Consider the following 15,184-nt stretch of genomic DNA (forward strand, 5'->3'; position numbering starts at 1 on the left):
GTGAAAAGGATGCACCCGCTTCCTGAAGCCTCGGGCCGACGAGCGGGACATTCGGTTGACGCGCGGACGGCTCGCGGCTACCCCTGCCGGCAGAAGGATCGGTGCGGCAGAGGAGGGGCAGGTCTTTGGCGGGCAGGCTGGTGATCATCGGGGCAGGGCAGGCGGGTTTCGCGCTGGCGGCAAAGCTGCGCAGCCTGAAGGACGAGCGCCCGATCACCCTCATCGGAGCCGAGGATGCGCTGCCCTACCAGCGGCCGCCACTTTCAAAGAAATACCTGCTCGGCGAGATGGAATTTGATCGCCTGACCTTCCGGCCCGAGAACTGGTATGCGGAAAACGGCGTCGATCTCCGGCTTTCCACCTATGTCGAGCAGATTGATCGGAGCGGCCGGCGGGTCCGGATGCAGGACGGCTCCTGGCTCGACTATGAGACGCTGGTGCTTGCGACCGGCGCTGCGCCCCGGACCTTGCCAGCGGCACTCGGCGGCGACCTGGAAGGCGTCCACCTGATGCGCGACAAGCGCGACGCCGACGAACTGGCTCATGAAATGCGTCCGGGCCGGCGCCTGCTGGTGATCGGCGGCGGCTATATCGGGCTCGAGGCGGCCGCAGTGGCTCGCGCCCGGGGCGTCGAGGTGGTGTTGATCGAAATGGCCGACCGGATCCTCGCCCGCGTTGCCGCACCTGAGACTGCCGATGTCATTCGCACCATCCACCTGCAGCACGGCGTGACGATCCGCGAGCGCACCGGCCTGACACGGCTGATCGGCCGCGGCGGCCGGGTCTGCGGCGCCGAGCTTTCCGACGGCAGTAAAATCGACGTCGATTTCGCCATCATCGGCATCGGCGTCGCGCCAAATGACAACCTTGCGCAGCAATGCGGGCTGGAGATCGGCAACGGCATCATCGTCGACGATTTCGGGCGCACCTCCGACCCCGCCATCTATGCGGCCGGCGATTGCACGCAACTGCCGTGGAGGGGGGAGCGCATCCGCCTCGAATCGGTCCAGAATGCCGTCGACCAGGCGGAGGCCATCGCCGCGGTGCTCGCCGGCGGAGCCGAGCCCTACCAGCCGAAGCCGTGGTTCTGGTCCGACCAGTATGACGTCAAGCTGCAGATCGCCGGCTTCAATCTCGGCTATGACGAAACGCTCGTGCGGCCCGGCATGCGCGAGGGCAGCGTCTCCATCTGGTATTTCAGGGAGGGGCGCTTCGTCGCGGTCGACGCCATCAACGATGCGAAAGCCTATGTCACCGGAAAGAAGCTCCTCGACATGGGCATCGAGCCGGATCGCGCCATTCTCGCCGACGCGGCCGCAGACCTGAAGCAACTTCTCTCCTAGGACAATTCGAATGCCAGCACCGAAGAACCAGTTCAAGGCAGCCCTTCGACAGGGCGGCAGGCCGCAGATCGGCCTTTGGCTCAATACCGGCGAGCCGCTGTTAGCCGAGCTTGCTGGCACGGCCGGCTACGACTGGCTGGTGATCGACGGCGAGCATGGGCCGAACGACCTGCGCAGCATCATGACCCAGCTGCAGGCCTTGTCCGCCTCTCCCGCCGAGGCAGTTGTCCGACCGCCCATGGGCGAAACATGGATGATCAAGCAGCTTCTCGATATCGGCGCCCGGACCCTGCTGGTGCCGATGGTCGATTCGGCCGAACAGGCCCGCGAACTGGTGCGTGCCGTCCGCTACCCCCCGCATGGCATTCGCGGCGTGGGCGCGGCGGTCGCTCGCGCTTCGGCCTTCAACACCATTCCCGACTATGCCGATACCGCCGCTGACGAGATCTGCCTGCTGGTGCAGGCCGAGACCCGCGCGGCGATCGCTGACCTCGAGAACATTGCCGCCGTGGACGGCATTGACGGCATCTTCATCGGCCCTGCCGACCTCTCCGCGGACATGGGCTATATCGGCCGCATCGAGGCGCCGGAGGTCCAGGAGGTGATCGAGAAGGCGATTGGCACGATCACCGCCGCCGGCAAGGCGGCGGGCATCCTCACCTTCAACGAGGCGCTGAACCTGCGCTATATCGACCTCGGTGCCCGTTTCGTTGCTGTCGGATCGGACGTGGCGGAATTTGCCGGCGCATTGCGCAGCCTCGCCGCCCGCTACGGCCGCGGCACCCGGGGGACAGGCGGCTCCTCCGGCTATTGAGCCCCGCCTCCGGCCGCACACACGCCCCTTCCGCCGGCAATTCGCCGGCGGGCTCGAAAAGACCTTGCAATCGCCCGGCATCCGAAATAATCAGGCCGCACCGGAGAGGTGGCCGAGTGGTCGAAGGCGCTCCCCTGCTAAGGGAGTATACGTCAAAAGCGTATCGTGGGTTCGAATCCCATCCTCTCCGCCATTGCTTCTTGTAGGCCGCTGATTTCCATATATTTTTTCAGAACGCTTGTTCTTGGCCCGCCAGTCAGCCCGCCACGATCTTTCCGGGCGTATTTTTTTCGACAATCCCCATGAAAAATTCAAATCAGCCGATTGCGAATCGTTACGACATTCGGCTACTTGAGATCCATTAATCAACTTACCACTGCGCAAGAGTGCGGTGTTCCGAACAAAGGAGCACCCATGTCTTCTGATTCGCAGTTGGGCCTGTTCTCTGGCCCGGTTACCACTGAAGCGACTTCATCGAATGATGTAGCGACTGATTCCGCCAACTCTGGTGAAGCCGCTACCGCCAAGCCTGTGGCCGTTGCCGAATTGGCGCCTCTCGCAGAGCCCCTGGATCCGGGATACGGTGAAGCGCGCCGCAGGGGTAGGGCCATTTTGCCCGCCAACCCGTACGCTGAAGAGCGCTATCTTTCTGTTCAGGATGTGGCGCGCCGCTATGCGATCAGCATCCAGACCGTCTGGCGCCATACCAAGCACAATCCGGCGTTCCCGAAGCCGATCAAGATCCTCAACGGCTCCACCCGCTGGCGCCTGAGTGATATCATCGCCTTTGAAGTTGCGCGTAGGGAGGCCGGCCGGTGAACAGGTCTCAGTTTCCTCGCAAGAAGCGTTGCACTCTCCAGAGTGATAAAAAGGCCAGAACCCATCAGCGCTATTCGGGCGATGATGTCGTCAAGCTCTATGACATCTCACGCAACACCCTGACGAACTGGATTGCCGACGGACTTCCCTTCATCGAGGCGGGGACGAGCCTGTTTCGCGGCAAAGACCTGAACGCCTTCCACGCTCGCCGCAGGAAGAGGGTTTCCGGGGCGCCACTTGGCCCCTTCATGGCCAACTGTTTCACTGCAAGCGATATCACTCGCTGATGGATGGTGAGATCGCCATCATTCCCGGCCGGACGCATGGGGTCTTTCGTGCCTCCATCACGTGTCCGGACACGGGAAAGACCGCGAACAGGTACCTTTCGATCGAGGAAGTCGAGACGATCCAGAGGCTTCGCGAAGCCAATCCCGGACGCGAGACTCGCGACTAATATGTTTCGCTACTGCACTCCGGGTTTGTGCAAATCGGGCGGTCTCGACTCCGAGGCCGCCTCAGCACCCAGTCCATCTCACAGCTCATGGAGCATCCCCAGCCAACACACTCCCCTTAGCCGTAGGTCCGCCTTCGGCGAATTAACCTCATGCGGTCTCGGCAGATCGCAATTGATTGAAAGTAACAAATATGAATGTCACTAAGACTAACGCCTCCATCGTCTATCTCTATCAAGGCGAACTGAGGCACGGAAAAGGGTTTCACCCGAAGACTATTGACGACATCCTGCGCCACATCTGGCAGTTCGAGGAGCACACGGGTTCAGTCGACTTCCGGTCGGTAACCCTCAGGATGATCGAGGAGTTCAAGGACAAGCTCATCAGCCGGGCAGGCGAGACGGGCAAGGAGGGACTGTCCGCCTCCACCATCGTGCACACGTTCGGGAATTTGAAAGCCTTCTTCTCATGGCTTTCCAATCAGGAAGGCTACAGGCGGTCGATCACGGCCCAGCTGTACAATCACTTCAACTCCCCGCGTTATCTGATCGAGCTCGCAGGAGCTGCGGCGCCGAAGTTCGTTCCGAGCGCGGATCAGCTTCGGGCGATGCTGGAGGTAATGCCGGCGAATGCGCCGGCGCAACGACGGGACCGCGCCATGCTGGCAGCGCTCTTCCTGTTTGCCGTCCGTGATGGTGCGCTCATCTCGCTCCGCCTGAAGCATGTCGACATAGATCACAAGCAGGTGTTCCAGGATGCCCGTGAAGTGAAAACGAAGTTCAGCAAAACAGGCTTCGTTGACTGGTTCCCCGTCGGGGATGACATCGAACGGATCGTCATCGAGTGGATTGAAGAACTAAGGGGCATGGGGGCCGGAGACGATGCCCCGCTCTTTCCCACGGCACCATTCAAGCCATGGATCGGTCGGCACAGCATTGAACTGGAGTTTCTCACCACAGCCGCTCCCGTCCGGCAGGTTTTGCGAAAGGCAGCCGCTGCCGCCGGTGTTCCCTATTTCAAGCCCCACGCCATACGTTCGACCGTCGCCAAGCTCTGCGATCAATGGGCGTCGTCATTGCGCGATATGAAGGCGCTCAGCCAGAACCTCAGCCATGACCAGATCAGCACAACGTTGAAGTACTACGGCGATGTCGAGCCTGACGTGAAGCAGGAGCTGTTCAGCAAGATGCGAGAGAAGCAGCGCAACCCGGGCGGCCGCGACATCGGCGAACTTGCCGAGCAGGTCAGCCTCGAAACGCAGGATGTGATCCGCAAGATCCTGCAGATGGAATTGAAGAGGAAATAACCGGCAAAGACAGGTGGCGGCAAAGTTCTTGCCGTCACGTGTCATACAATGCCAGTAGTCGACTCAGGACGTGCCAAAGCGAGCATGTCGTCCGGACTTCGTTTTCTTAGGAGCAGGGCGCTGCCTTACCGCATATCTGCTCCGCCCAAAGCTCGGTAGGCGAATAAGCAGACAGTTGAGCTAGTTTTTCAACAGTATCGGCCGACAGCGGGAATCATTTCCGCTTTGCGCCTCCCTTTCGGTCATTGCCGCGATAATGGCTGTTGCCCGGAAGCGGACATTCGTGTGGCTAAAAGCGGTGGCACCTTCGCGCCCAGAATCGGTTGTCCCGCAACGGGCGACTAAACGGTCGCAGACGGATGTCAGTAGTCTGCCTAGCTGCAAGAACTCGTCCTCGCACACGGTGAGATCGAGTTGATCCATCCCGCGGATCTCCGCGCGATACCGCGATCTGCCGGTCATGATATGGTGAAGGGATGCATGGATGAGCGAAAGGAATTGGTAATGTCGGACCAGGATTTCCAAGCTCGGATTGATAAAGCGCGCAAATTGGGAAGCATATGCTCTGCTGATTGGCAGTCCTACACTTGGAAGAACGAGCTCGCAGAGCAGCGACGCAGAATAATCCTTCATCTCGGCGAGGCGCTGGCGGAGGCGGATACCGAGCACAATCCCTATCACATGCTGGAGAGAGCGATTGGAATCGCCGCCGTGTGCATGAGACGGCTCATTGAATGCCGTCTGGTGACGGATCGCTTTCGCGAGACGCCGCTGGAAGTTCATGAGATCGTCGTTAAGAAGGATGTGGAATGGCGAGAGCCATTCGTAAGCCGCACGGCAGATGAGATCTTCAACAACTATGATTTGACAGCGCGGTGTTCCGAAAAACGAACGCCAAAAGTGATTTCCGACAAGATGCTGCATGCGCGTGTTATCGGCGTCCTTTCCGGAAGCGCCTATCTGCCGGACGGCTTGCTGATTGCTTCGGACACGCAAAGCAAGACGCAGCTCTTTCTTTTTTCACCGCCCGAGATCGCGCGGATCTTCGACGCGTTCCTGGAAGATGAAGTCACGCTGACTTCCGACGGATACATGGATGAGGATGGCCAGGTCTCGGGGACGCGCAAAGTGTTCGCGATCAGGGAATAGCACCTGAAATTCATCCCATACTTCGGTCTTTTACTTGATCTTCATCGCGAGGAGCGTGGCAATCGTCATCGAATGCCGAGCTCTGTCGCTGTTGCCAGAGATTCGATCTCGTCTAGCTCCGGGTCGCCGACCCGTCCATTGGGTTCTCGACATAGTGTCGCTTAAGCGCCCTCATTGAAGTCATCCCGCGCCGAGGCTCATCCTTCCAGAAGCTGCCATCTTGCTTGAGGCCGTCGCAAGCATCACAGTGCAAAAAATTCGCTTTCGGGACCAGATGCGAGGCGCCACGAAATCCGAGAAGTCTGCTAAGGTGCCGGAAAATCCTACCGACGGCGCCCGAGCCCCTATCGTGCCCATTTCCGGCTAAGGACTTAGGAAGGCCGCTTTCTCGCAATGAGCGAAGCGTGGGGACGCAAAGACCAGCGCCGCAACGCCCCGCCAGGCATGAAGCAAGAAAATCTCATCGCGAACCTGTCTTACAATTCGCGGATGACCGGCGCATGACGCGGGCGATCTCACAGGAAGTTGTGTTGGCGAGCTCATGGCAGCTAAAGATCATCACCTTCTGGGAAGTTCTAGATGAACTGACTGTGGCGCTGTCCGAGCGAGGCGGCGATCACGGTCATTAAGCCGCCGCTGTCCGCTAGTGCCCAGGTTTGAGGAACGGACAACTCCAGAATTTTGATGACAGATGGTGCCTATCTGGCCTGCAGCAGTCGCTACCGTGTCCCACATCGGCCGACGCTCCCCCTAGCTTGGAGCTTCACCTGCCTGCGCCGCTCCGAGAGCTGACGCACCAATCTTGCGGGATGATTTAAATCGACGGAACGACGTTTGAAGTTGCCAAAGAGGATGGTGCCGTCGTGGCAACTACCTCGCTCCACTCAGCCGTGAGGCTTAGCGCCCACACCACCTGATCGCGCCAGGACGAGGCTGAGCAAGACCCGTTAGGCGCCTCGCCGATCCGGCAATACAGGGGTTCAAGGCTTAAAGAAAGCGTCGTTCTTGGTCCGCCATTCTTCATCCGCAAGCCAAGAATAATCTTGATCTGGCATGAGGGGTACTTTCTTGACTTCCTCCTCCGGGATGCGAACGAAAAAGCTATCGCGCTCCTGATCGACCTGGAGAAACCGCAGCGGCACAACGATGCTATCTTTCCCCGGCGTGAAGAAGCCGCCTGAAGCGACGACAACGTAATCCCATCGATCTTTTGTGCCGATGACTACGTTGCGGACTTCGCCGATGATCTTGTCATCTGAACTGCGCACCTCAGCACCCAGGAGTTCGTCGGCCCGAAGGCCAGGCCCTAGTTCGTTGATATCCAGGAGCGGCAATGCGGACTCACGGCCGCGATTTCCTTCAACTTGTCCTCCAGAATGAAGCATGGGCTCCCCCGCGGCCATCTGCTGATCTGCTTCGTCTTCATCATTACCGCCCAAGCTCCCCATGCTTGGCGTAGCGATCAGCTCTCGGATATTGCCGAGGAGGCGTTCGCAGTCTTCGTGCCGACCATAGGCCCACAAAACGAAGGCTGCGTCTCGTAGCGCGCGCAGATCTTGCACCATCTGGTGATTTTGGTCTCGGAACTCCGGCTTCTTTAGAATAGCCTCTTCAAGCTTCGCATCAGAGATATTGCAGACTGCCGCCGCTTCAGACACGCCGAACGTGCAAAACAGGATCGCCGCCAACAGGTGTGGTCTAATCGGCATCAGTTCTTCCTTACCTGATTGAATTCTTAAATTAGGAATGCGAGGCCCAAGAATGGCACAGCTACCGCGTCCACGGCGGCATTAGCTACTTTGCGCCCAAGGATATCAGGCGTTGGCCTTGCGGGTGTCTAAAGCGCAGGGCCGCTGCAGCGTGAGGCGGCCAACCTACCGGTTTCAGGAACGGCCTTTTCGGCGACGATAACAGCTCGCGTTAGTTGCGTTGCTGAGGGGCAGTGCCACGGCGAAAACAGCCGCAGACTGTTCCCATTACTGCGGGTGCTGTGGCCGTCCCTGGTCAGGCGCCCGCAGCGATACCCGCTTGAGATCGACAACGCCGCCGCGGGCCGCTTCTCTCTAATCCACTATCATGATTACCCTCCGGGTTGCCAGATCGACGATCAGGCGGTCCTGGTTCACCACAATGAACCCATACTGTTGCGCATCGGGGATCGGGGTTAGTTGAAGGTTGTCGGGAAGACGGCTTCCGGCAGGCAAGAGCTCCGTCACCTGAATCGGATTTTGCGGAAGGGGCTGATTTCTTACGTAGCCTATCACACCTCTTCAGAGACCGGGCGCGACGTTGGTACGACAGTCTCCGGCTGTTGGGGCAAAGCGCCTGCAGCGGTAACTGCGAGCGCGACGGTGATTACGAATGTCCTGAGCATTGACCTCTCCGTGGAAGGAGCGTTGAGTTGGCCTAGAACTGCGACGGGATCCGGCTTATGCCCTACGGTAAGCAGTCCCGGAACGGGGGACGGTGTCCGCAGATAATGACCGAGTCTAATGCTGCGTCTCGCCGGCGGTGATCTGCGTATTGGCATCAAGGATTGCGCGCAGCGCGGCTTGCTCTGGTCCCGCAGGTTTACGGGCTAAGAAGTCAGAAATAGAGGTTTGGGTCTCGTGACCGCCAGAAGACTGATTGCCCCGGTGAAGGATCATCGACTGACTTGTGCGGACGTCGGTTTCCAGGAACCATCGGTCACCGTTGTTGCTACGGTAGAACTCTTCGAGGTCTCTGACATCGTCGGCGCTAGCCTGCCGGATGCCTGCTGTCGCGGAGGGAGCTTGCCCCTCCTGTGCGGTGCGAGAATCGTTTCCAGCAGATGCATCCCTCGAGAGAGCAGCCTCAAGTTCGGCTGCATTCACGTTCCAGGCTTCAACCAGCCCACCCGACGCCAACATTAGCGTCACCGTTTCATGATATGCCTCCCATGATACGTCCAGTGGCTCCCGAGAGATTCTTAGCTCGAACGTCCCTGCCGGGTGATCGCGGTCCATCCCTGGAATCCGAAAAGGATGGGCGAACGTTATCAATTTGACGGTTGTGCTGCTCATGTTCTTGTCCTTTCAGGACATGGTGACGTCTCTACGGCCCGATCGGGGCCGTGGCGTTTCCTACGTTCCCATGAACCACGCGCTACGTAGTCCGAGGCGATGCCCAGGCCGCTTCTTCTAGTGGCCGCCCATCTTGCACATGTGGTCTGCGTAAGCAGCGATGAAGCACACCCGCGCGTGGTCGGGCGTACTTCGGCCTAAGAGAGCGGAGTTGCAGGCGCTCACGGCCGTCCAGTAGGGCTGACCAGAGCGCTTCTTGAAATTCTGCTGGAGATATTTCAGGCCTGCGCGTGGCCCCTCGATAGCTTTGTCGTCGAAATTTCCTTCGGTGACGAAGACAGGAAGTCCCCAATCGATAGCGAAAGCAACGTCGATCACGGAACCCATCAGGAATCCTCGCAGGTCAGGTTGGGAGGCCAGCTCCTCAGGAAGCAATTCTACCATACTGTGCCAGGCATTGCTTATGAAACGGATGCTGATGAGCTAAGCACAATCAAGCAATCAGCGCTGGGAAGCCCGGTCGTCACTCTGCTCACTGGGTTCCGGTTCCGTTGAAATTGCGCCGAGAGCAAGGGCGCGAACAGGCCCTGGTGGCACTTTTGTCCGCTTTTGAGCCGCAGCTTCTCGGATTAGATCGAACGGATTTTTCCCGGCCCCGCCTAGTGCCGAATACCGGCTTTTCCTTGTGACGCGGATCATGATCTATCCTCCTGTTGCCGAAGTGAATGAAGGACTTTATACCGCAAGGGGCGGAGGCCTCAGGCAGCCAAGGCTGTGCTGCAACCTTCAACGACACCGTTGTCGGCGGAGTCTTGACCAGGCATTGTCGCCCAGCCCCCAGCTTCGATAAATTGCCGCTTCTTGTAAGTGTCCGGAAGAGCCCTGAACTCCACCAGTCGCATCGCGGAATCAGGCGCATTACTGAACCGCTCCACGCATATAGCCGATGCGAGTTGCCTGTTTGCCGTTTCACCCGCGGCCGTTGCTGCTTTCTCGGCGCTTCCTCCTGTAACCCAGCCACCCCAGCCGAATCCCACTGCCATCGTCGCGACGGCTGTCATGCCGCAGGCCCAGACCAGGATAGTCTTCGACGGCTGGTAGCTGTCCAGTTGCTGGAACACAGATATGCTCCTGCTGCCATTTTCGGTGTTCATCGAACTCTCCTGGCTCGTGAGGGTGTTCCTCCGCTGTCCGCCCATGGGAGCGGCTCAAGCGTATTCACTTGAAATGATCGAGCGCCAAGGTGATGGTTCTGTTGGGGCGGGATTTGTAGGCGCGCTTGGCCGCCTCTAATATTCTGGAACGGAGCGCGTCAAAGGATGCGAGATAGTCCCGTTCCGTCGCCGTCCGCTGAGAGAGGCTGCCTGCAAGGACTTCCGCAAGCACGAAGAATTTTACCTCGAACATGCCGTCATGGCCGACAAACCGTACGCGCGAATGGGCTTCGTCATAGCTTCGGGCTGAGTTAGGAAAGGAAAGCGTCATCATTGCCCTCCTTCGTCTCGCCACCTCGCCATGGCCTCGCTCTTCATGGAGCTCGTGACCGGCGCACCTCTATGGAGATCCTCGCGCTTGCTTTGGAGGGCGAGGAGCAGAGCTTCCCTCGTTCTCGTCCCATTGCGGAATTCTGACTGGAGTAGGGCTGAAGCCGCGCGTTTGGCGTCAGAGTTCTCCTCAGCGTCAACGCCTCTGAAGCCTCCGGCTCTAAGTACATCCCTGATCAAGGCAAGATCGGCGGGATCGAGCTCTTCTGGGTGGGAGATGGAAGACATGCCGTCCTCCTTCGTTGGGGCAAGGATTCTAACCCTCAATGGCAGCGCCCTTTAGACGAGCTGCTATCTCATCCTATGTCGTGCTGCCTCTCGTCCTTTGCAAGTAGCAGTCCGCTGGTGTGGGGTTATTGTTAGTTCGCAATCGGTGTTGCGTCGAAGCCAGTTGATGCTCCGGCTGGGCAAGAGCCACCGATCGCTACCATGACATTAGTCGAATCGACATGGCGCTTGTTGTGGATGCGCCGTCCTCCTCGCCCTGAGCCTCCCATCGAAAGTTCCAGCCCCTCAAGAACATTGGCGGTTGCTATCTCGTCACAATGAGCGCGTTATGGATTAGGAGACACAAAGTCTCCGAGGAGAACGCAATGTCTATCCAATGGAGAGACCGTTTCTTTGACCTGTTGAGCGTGCCGTATTCCATCCTCGGGATCTCGCGCGAAAAACGACCGCTTGCGGGTGCGTCTGATCCGCGGGCACCAGAGCTGCCCTACCAAAAGCCTGGAAAGGACAAGAACCATCCAGGCGACAAGGCGGCCACTAGGGCCTCTACCGAGCGATCAGGCGCTCCAATCAAACACTGAGTCTCTCGGCTGGGTGCGGCCCCAGCCGGGACCACATAATCAACTCTTGCTCGTCCTCGTTGATCTTCCGTGCTCTTAGCGCACCTGCTGGGCTTCGACGTTCAACCGTCCCTGCATGCTGCAGAGCCGACCAATCCCAAAATGGACCCACCCGCCACTTCTGCGGGACGATAGCGTTATGACGATTCCGGCAGGTGCTTGCGTGTTTAGCAACGCACAGACGTCGCTAGTAATGCGGGGAGCCTAGCCAAACCCATTCTTCGTTCCCATATCCAGTTCTTCGCTGTTCCTGTGCACTAGCAAGGCCCTCGTGAGCGGATGCCGGCGGTTCCTACGAAATCTCGTACTGGACTGACGCTTGGCGTAACACAGAGAAATCCAATGCGTATTGCACAAGTCGCACCCCTGGCGGAATCCGTTCCGCCCCAGCTCTATGGCGGCACTGAACGTGTCGTCTCCTGGCTGACTGAAGAACTCGTCGAGCAGGGTCATGATGTTACGCTATTCGCTAGCGGAGACTCCAAGACGTCTGCTGAACTGGTGCGAGCAGTTCCGCAGGGCTTGCGGCTTGGAGGTGTGCGCGATCACACTGCCAGCTTGCTCGTGATGCTGGAAGAGGTTCGGCGGCGGGCTTCGTCCTTCGACGTGATCCATTTTCACGTCGATCTGCTTCAATTTCCGGCGTTTCGACATTCGTCCGCGCATTGTCTGACCACGCTGCATGGTAGACTGGATCTACCAGACTTTCATCCGATCTACCGTGCATTTCCCCAGATGCCCCTCGTTTCGATCTCCAGGAATCAGCGCTTGCCGCTTCCCGAAGCCAACTGGCTGGCCAACATCCAGCATGGTCTTCCACAAGGCCCTGCGCCTTCCAATGTACACAAGCGTGACTATCTTGCCTTCCTGGGCCGCATAGCGCCTGAGAAACGGCCGGATCGAGCGATCGAAATTGCGAAGCGCGCCGGCATTCCGCTGAAGATCGCTGCAAAAGTGGATCCGGCAGATCAAGACTACTTCGATCATGTCATTCGTCCGCAGCTGAACCACCCGCTGATTGAATTCATCGGCGAGATCGGCGATCATGAGAAGCGCGACTTCCTCGGAAACGCCATCGCTCTCCTCTTCCCGATCGATTGGCCCGAGCCGTTCGGCTTGGTCATGATCGAGGCCATGAAAGAAGGAACGCCGACGATCGCTTGGCGCCGAGGTTCGGTTCCTGAGGTTGTGGACGAAGGAATGACCGGCTTTATCGTCGACTCGATCGAAGAGGCCGAGGTGGCAGTTCGCAGGGCTGTCGAACTTGACCGCACTGCGGTCCGGCAACGCTTCGAAGAGCGGTTCACAGCCAGTCGGATGGCTTCCAGTTACGTCGCCGAATACGAAGGTCTGTTGGAACAGTCAGCCATGATGGTGCCGCATCCCTGGCGCGAAGCAGATGCTTCTCCAACACCCTTAAATCTGATGGTAACTGCGCCAAAGATCTCCGGCGATGGCGCCAGCGTCTCAGCCTTTCATCGGCCCATCTGATGGTGCTCGCCGTCGACCCGTCGAACAACGTAGCAAATGGCTTCGAAACCGTCCGGTATGATCTGGAAGTGGAGACTTCTCTTGTTGGCCGATCACTTCAAAACCTCAAGGATGGAGAAACCTTCGCTGTCTTGAACAGCCATGGAGACATTACTGGTGACAATGCCGTTGAGGGACTATTCCACCGCGATATGAGATTTCTATCGCAGCTAGAGCTCCGTCTTGACGGGCGTAAGCTCCTGCTCCTGAATTCGTCCACTCACGATGACAAGGCGGCGCTGTCGGTCGATCTCACCAATCCGGAAGTTGAACATGATGACGAGTCTTTGCCGCGCGAGACTATCTTCTTTGAGCGCACCAAGTTTCTCTACGGCGGAGTGTATTACGAGCGGCTAAGCGTCCGGAACTTCACGACGTCGAAACGCCGGTTGACCATCGACTATGCATTCGATGCCGACTTTCGCGATCTGTTCGAAGTTCGCGGGATGCAACGGGAGAAGCGTGGGCAAGAGAGTTCCCCGGTAGTCAAGCCCAATGGAGTCGAGTTTTGCTACTTGGGCCTCGATAGCGTGAAACGACGAACCTCGATCGCTTTTACGCCAGCGCCGAGACTGCTTGAGGGAAATCGCGCGACGCTCGACGTAGTCCTTGAACCTGGCGAGAAGACATCAATTTTCCTTTCGATCGCTTGTGACGAGGGTGAGCCGACGCCTGTGCTGGATTTCTTCCGCGCCTACCGTCACAGCCGTCGAGCCCGGCGATCCCAAACGCGGCGTATCGCGACCCTGCATAGTTCCAGCGATCTTTTTAACGAGGTCGCTTGTCGAGCCACCTCCGACGTTTACACGCTGATCACATCTACACCGTTGGGTCCCTATCCGTATGCAGGAATTCCCTGGTTCAGCACGATTTTTGGGCGTGATGGGATCTTTACGGCGATGTTCATGCTGTGGATGGATCCGTCAATTGCGCAGGGTGTTCTGCGTACACTGGCGGCAATGCAAGCCAAGGAAACGGATGCCAGATCGGATGCGCAGCCCGGCAAAATACTGCACGAGATGCGCCATGGCGAAATGGCCAATCTCGGCGAAGTTCCATTCGGCCGCTACTATGGAAGTGTCGATTCCACGCCGCTATTCATCATGCTGGCGGGAATGTATCTGGACGCCACAGGCGACTTCGATACCATTACTGAGATCTGGCCGAACATCGACGCTGCGCTGCGCTGGATAGATGACTATGGCGACCGCGACGGCGACGGCTTAGTGGAGTATCAAGCTCAAAGCGACGGCAGCCTGAAAAATCAGGGCTGGAAGGATTCGCACGACTCCATCTTTCACAAAGAAGGTACGGACGCAGAAGGGTCCATCGCCTTATGCGAGGTCCAAGGTTACGTCTTCGCAGCCAAGCGTTCTGCGGCGGGGATGGCTGACCGGTTGGGTCATCACGATCTTGCAGCCGATCTAAGAAAAGCCGCTGAAGAACTGCGCCTTCGTTTCGAAGCCGATTTCTGGGACGAAGAACTTGGGACTTACGTTATGGCGCTGGATGGGATGAAGCAGCCGTGCCGCGTGCGCAGCTCGAATGCAGGGCATGCATTGTTTACGGGCATCACTTCGCCCGAACGGGCCAAGCGGGTAGCCGCGACCCTCTTGAGCAAGGACGGGTTCAGTGGCTGGGGCATCCGGACGCTTGCTCAGGGAGAAGCCCGTTTCAATCCAATGTCCTACCATAACGGATCTGTATGGCCGCATGATAACGCTGCCATCGCAGTCGGTCTGGCGCGCTACGGTCTAAAGGATGAGGCGGTGCGTGTGCTGGGGGCAATGTTCGATGCTGCAAAAGAGCAGGAAATGCGCCGCCTGCCCGAGCTGTTTTGCGGTTTCATCCGAAAGCCGGGGCGAGGGCCGACACCTTATCCGGTCGCGTGCTCACCGCAGGCCTGGGCGGCGTCTTCGATCTTTGGCATTCTAGGGGCGTGTCTCGGTCTCGAGCAGGCGAATGCTGAGAAGGAAATTCGTTTCCGCCATCCGATCATGCCCGAATTCCTGGATGAGATCGTCTTACGCAATGTCCGGCTCGGCTCATCGCATGCTGATTTTCGGATGCATCGGTATGGCAGTGACGTTTCGACGAATGTCCTGAACCGGAGAGGAAACGCCAAGATCCTCATTGTGAAGTGATCTCATCGGGATCGAGCGGCGAGACGGGGTGGGACGTTTATTGGAGGTCTACGCTGCGCCTGGAGGGAATCGGAACGGTTGACTCGAAACTAGCGACGACTGCGAGAACCCGCTCCCAGTTTGCTTTGATCTGCCGCTATGCAGGCGACAAGCTTCACCTCTTCGCAGCGCTCTGGCTGCTTTTCTTCGTT

The 15,184-nt window shown here is 58.5% G+C and carries 16 protein-coding genes and 1 tRNA gene; 10 read left to right on the forward strand and 7 right to left on the reverse strand.

The window, feature by feature from the left end; all coding sequences use genetic code 11:
- Positions 1 to 125 precede the first annotated feature (125 nt).
- The 8 genes from FN060_RS15230 (at position 126) to FN060_RS15265 (ending at position 5,883) form a co-directional block, all read left to right on the forward strand.
- Entirely contained in the window at positions 126 to 1,343 is a 1,218-nt protein-coding gene (locus FN060_RS15230; protein WP_142588834.1) for an NAD(P)/FAD-dependent oxidoreductase, read from the forward strand.
- Between the two features lie 10 nt (positions 1,344 to 1,353).
- Positions 1,354 to 2,157 (forward strand): aldolase/citrate lyase family protein, encoded by an 804-nt coding sequence (locus FN060_RS15235; protein WP_142588835.1) that lies wholly within the window; start codon positions 1,354 to 1,356, stop codon positions 2,155 to 2,157.
- Between the two features lie 102 nt (positions 2,158 to 2,259).
- A tRNA-Ser gene (locus tag FN060_RS15240) sits at positions 2,260 to 2,350 on the forward strand.
- Between the two features lie 221 nt (positions 2,351 to 2,571).
- Positions 2,572 to 2,976, forward strand: coding sequence for a helix-turn-helix transcriptional regulator (locus tag FN060_RS15245; protein ID WP_210310776.1), 405 nt, complete (start codon positions 2,572 to 2,574; stop codon positions 2,974 to 2,976).
- Positions 2,973 to 3,263: a MerR family transcriptional regulator gene (locus FN060_RS15250; RefSeq protein ID WP_142588836.1), complete on the forward strand. Its 291-nt coding sequence runs from the start codon at positions 2,973 to 2,975 to the stop codon at positions 3,261 to 3,263. The genes FN060_RS15245 and FN060_RS15250 overlap by 4 nt, the downstream gene beginning before the upstream one ends.
- Positions 3,263 to 3,430, forward strand: a complete 168-nt coding sequence (locus FN060_RS15255) for a hypothetical protein (protein WP_183949942.1) — start codon at positions 3,263 to 3,265, stop codon at positions 3,428 to 3,430. The genes FN060_RS15250 and FN060_RS15255 overlap by 1 nt, the downstream gene beginning before the upstream one ends.
- 191 nt (positions 3,431 to 3,621) lie before the next feature.
- Positions 3,622 to 4,734, forward strand: coding sequence for a tyrosine-type recombinase/integrase (locus FN060_RS15260; RefSeq protein ID WP_142588837.1), 1,113 nt, complete (start codon positions 3,622 to 3,624; stop codon positions 4,732 to 4,734).
- Between the two features lie 504 nt (positions 4,735 to 5,238).
- A complete protein-coding gene (locus tag FN060_RS15265; protein WP_244665819.1) occupies positions 5,239 to 5,883 on the forward strand; it encodes a hypothetical protein in 645 nt (214 codons plus the stop codon).
- A 980-nt stretch (positions 5,884 to 6,863) separates the two neighbouring features.
- Here FN060_RS15265 and FN060_RS15270 read toward each other — a convergent pair.
- The 7 genes from FN060_RS15270 to FN060_RS15300 form a co-directional block, all read right to left on the reverse strand.
- Positions 6,864 to 7,592, reverse strand: coding sequence for a PRC-barrel domain-containing protein (locus FN060_RS15270; RefSeq protein ID WP_142588839.1), 729 nt, complete (start codon positions 7,590 to 7,592; stop codon positions 6,864 to 6,866).
- Positions 7,593 to 7,946: 354 nt separating this feature from the next.
- Positions 7,947 to 8,147, reverse strand: a complete 201-nt coding sequence (locus FN060_RS23550) for a DUF1236 domain-containing protein (RefSeq protein ID WP_142588840.1) — start codon at positions 8,145 to 8,147, stop codon at positions 7,947 to 7,949.
- Positions 8,148 to 8,372: 225 nt separating this feature from the next.
- Positions 8,373 to 8,927, reverse strand: a complete 555-nt coding sequence (locus tag FN060_RS15280; RefSeq protein ID WP_142588841.1) for a hypothetical protein — start codon at positions 8,925 to 8,927, stop codon at positions 8,373 to 8,375.
- A gap of 117 nt (positions 8,928 to 9,044) precedes the next feature.
- Entirely contained in the window at positions 9,045 to 9,314 is a 270-nt protein-coding gene (locus tag FN060_RS15285) for a DUF982 domain-containing protein (protein ID WP_183949944.1), read from the reverse strand.
- Between the two features lie 371 nt (positions 9,315 to 9,685).
- Positions 9,686 to 10,081: a hypothetical protein gene (locus FN060_RS15290; RefSeq protein ID WP_142588843.1), complete on the reverse strand. Its 396-nt coding sequence runs from the start codon at positions 10,079 to 10,081 to the stop codon at positions 9,686 to 9,688.
- Positions 10,082 to 10,145: 64 nt separating this feature from the next.
- Entirely contained in the window at positions 10,146 to 10,412 is a 267-nt protein-coding gene (locus FN060_RS15295; protein WP_142588844.1) for a DUF1488 family protein, read from the reverse strand.
- Entirely contained in the window at positions 10,412 to 10,699 is a 288-nt protein-coding gene (locus FN060_RS15300) for a hypothetical protein (RefSeq protein WP_142588845.1), read from the reverse strand. Before FN060_RS15300 ends, FN060_RS15295 begins: the two co-directional genes overlap by 1 nt.
- A 962-nt stretch (positions 10,700 to 11,661) precedes the next feature.
- Here FN060_RS15300 and FN060_RS15305 point away from each other — a divergent pair.
- Together FN060_RS15305 and FN060_RS15310 are read left to right on the forward strand one after the other, a co-directional pair.
- A complete protein-coding gene (locus tag FN060_RS15305) occupies positions 11,662 to 12,810 on the forward strand; it encodes a glycosyltransferase family 4 protein (protein WP_142588846.1) in 1,149 nt (382 codons plus the stop codon).
- A complete protein-coding gene (locus FN060_RS15310; RefSeq protein WP_142588847.1) occupies positions 12,810 to 14,993 on the forward strand; it encodes an amylo-alpha-1,6-glucosidase in 2,184 nt (727 codons plus the stop codon). The genes FN060_RS15305 and FN060_RS15310 overlap by 1 nt, the downstream gene beginning before the upstream one ends.
- The last annotated feature ends 191 nt before the right edge of the window (positions 14,994 to 15,184 follow it).

This window comes from Pseudorhizobium halotolerans (assembly GCF_902153235.2).
Taxonomy (GTDB): Bacteria; Pseudomonadota; Alphaproteobacteria; order Rhizobiales; family Rhizobiaceae; genus Neorhizobium; species Neorhizobium flavum.

Bases quoted from the DNA above. Each gene is read 5' to 3' on its own strand.
- FN060_RS15235 (WP_142588835.1), top strand. From the start codon at position 1,354: ATGCCAGCACCGAAGAACCAGTTCAAGGCAGCCCTTCGACAGGGCGGC.
- FN060_RS15245 (WP_210310776.1), top strand. From the start codon at position 2,572: ATGTCTTCTGATTCGCAGTTGGGCCTGTTCTCTGGCCCGGTTACCACT.
- FN060_RS15255 (WP_183949942.1), top strand. From the start codon at position 3,263: ATGGATGGTGAGATCGCCATCATTCCCGGCCGGACGCATGGGGTCTTT.
- FN060_RS15260 (WP_142588837.1), top strand. From the start codon at position 3,622: ATGAATGTCACTAAGACTAACGCCTCCATCGTCTATCTCTATCAAGGC.
- FN060_RS15265 (WP_244665819.1), top strand. From the start codon at position 5,239: ATGTCGGACCAGGATTTCCAAGCTCGGATTGATAAAGCGCGCAAATTG.
- FN060_RS15270 (WP_142588839.1), bottom strand. From the start codon at position 7,592: ATGCCGATTAGACCACACCTGTTGGCGGCGATCCTGTTTTGCACGTTC.
- FN060_RS15280 (WP_142588841.1), bottom strand. From the start codon at position 8,927: ATGAGCAGCACAACCGTCAAATTGATAACGTTCGCCCATCCTTTTCGG.
- FN060_RS15285 (WP_183949944.1), bottom strand. From the start codon at position 9,314: ATGGGTTCCGTGATCGACGTTGCTTTCGCTATCGATTGGGGACTTCCT.
- FN060_RS15290 (WP_142588843.1), bottom strand. From the start codon at position 10,081: ATGAACACCGAAAATGGCAGCAGGAGCATATCTGTGTTCCAGCAACTG.
- FN060_RS15295 (WP_142588844.1), bottom strand. From the start codon at position 10,412: ATGACGCTTTCCTTTCCTAACTCAGCCCGAAGCTATGACGAAGCCCAT.
- FN060_RS15300 (WP_142588845.1), bottom strand. From the start codon at position 10,699: ATGTCTTCCATCTCCCACCCAGAAGAGCTCGATCCCGCCGATCTTGCC.
- FN060_RS15305 (WP_142588846.1), top strand. From the start codon at position 11,662: ATGCGTATTGCACAAGTCGCACCCCTGGCGGAATCCGTTCCGCCCCAG.
- FN060_RS15310 (WP_142588847.1), top strand. From the start codon at position 12,810: ATGGTGCTCGCCGTCGACCCGTCGAACAACGTAGCAAATGGCTTCGAA.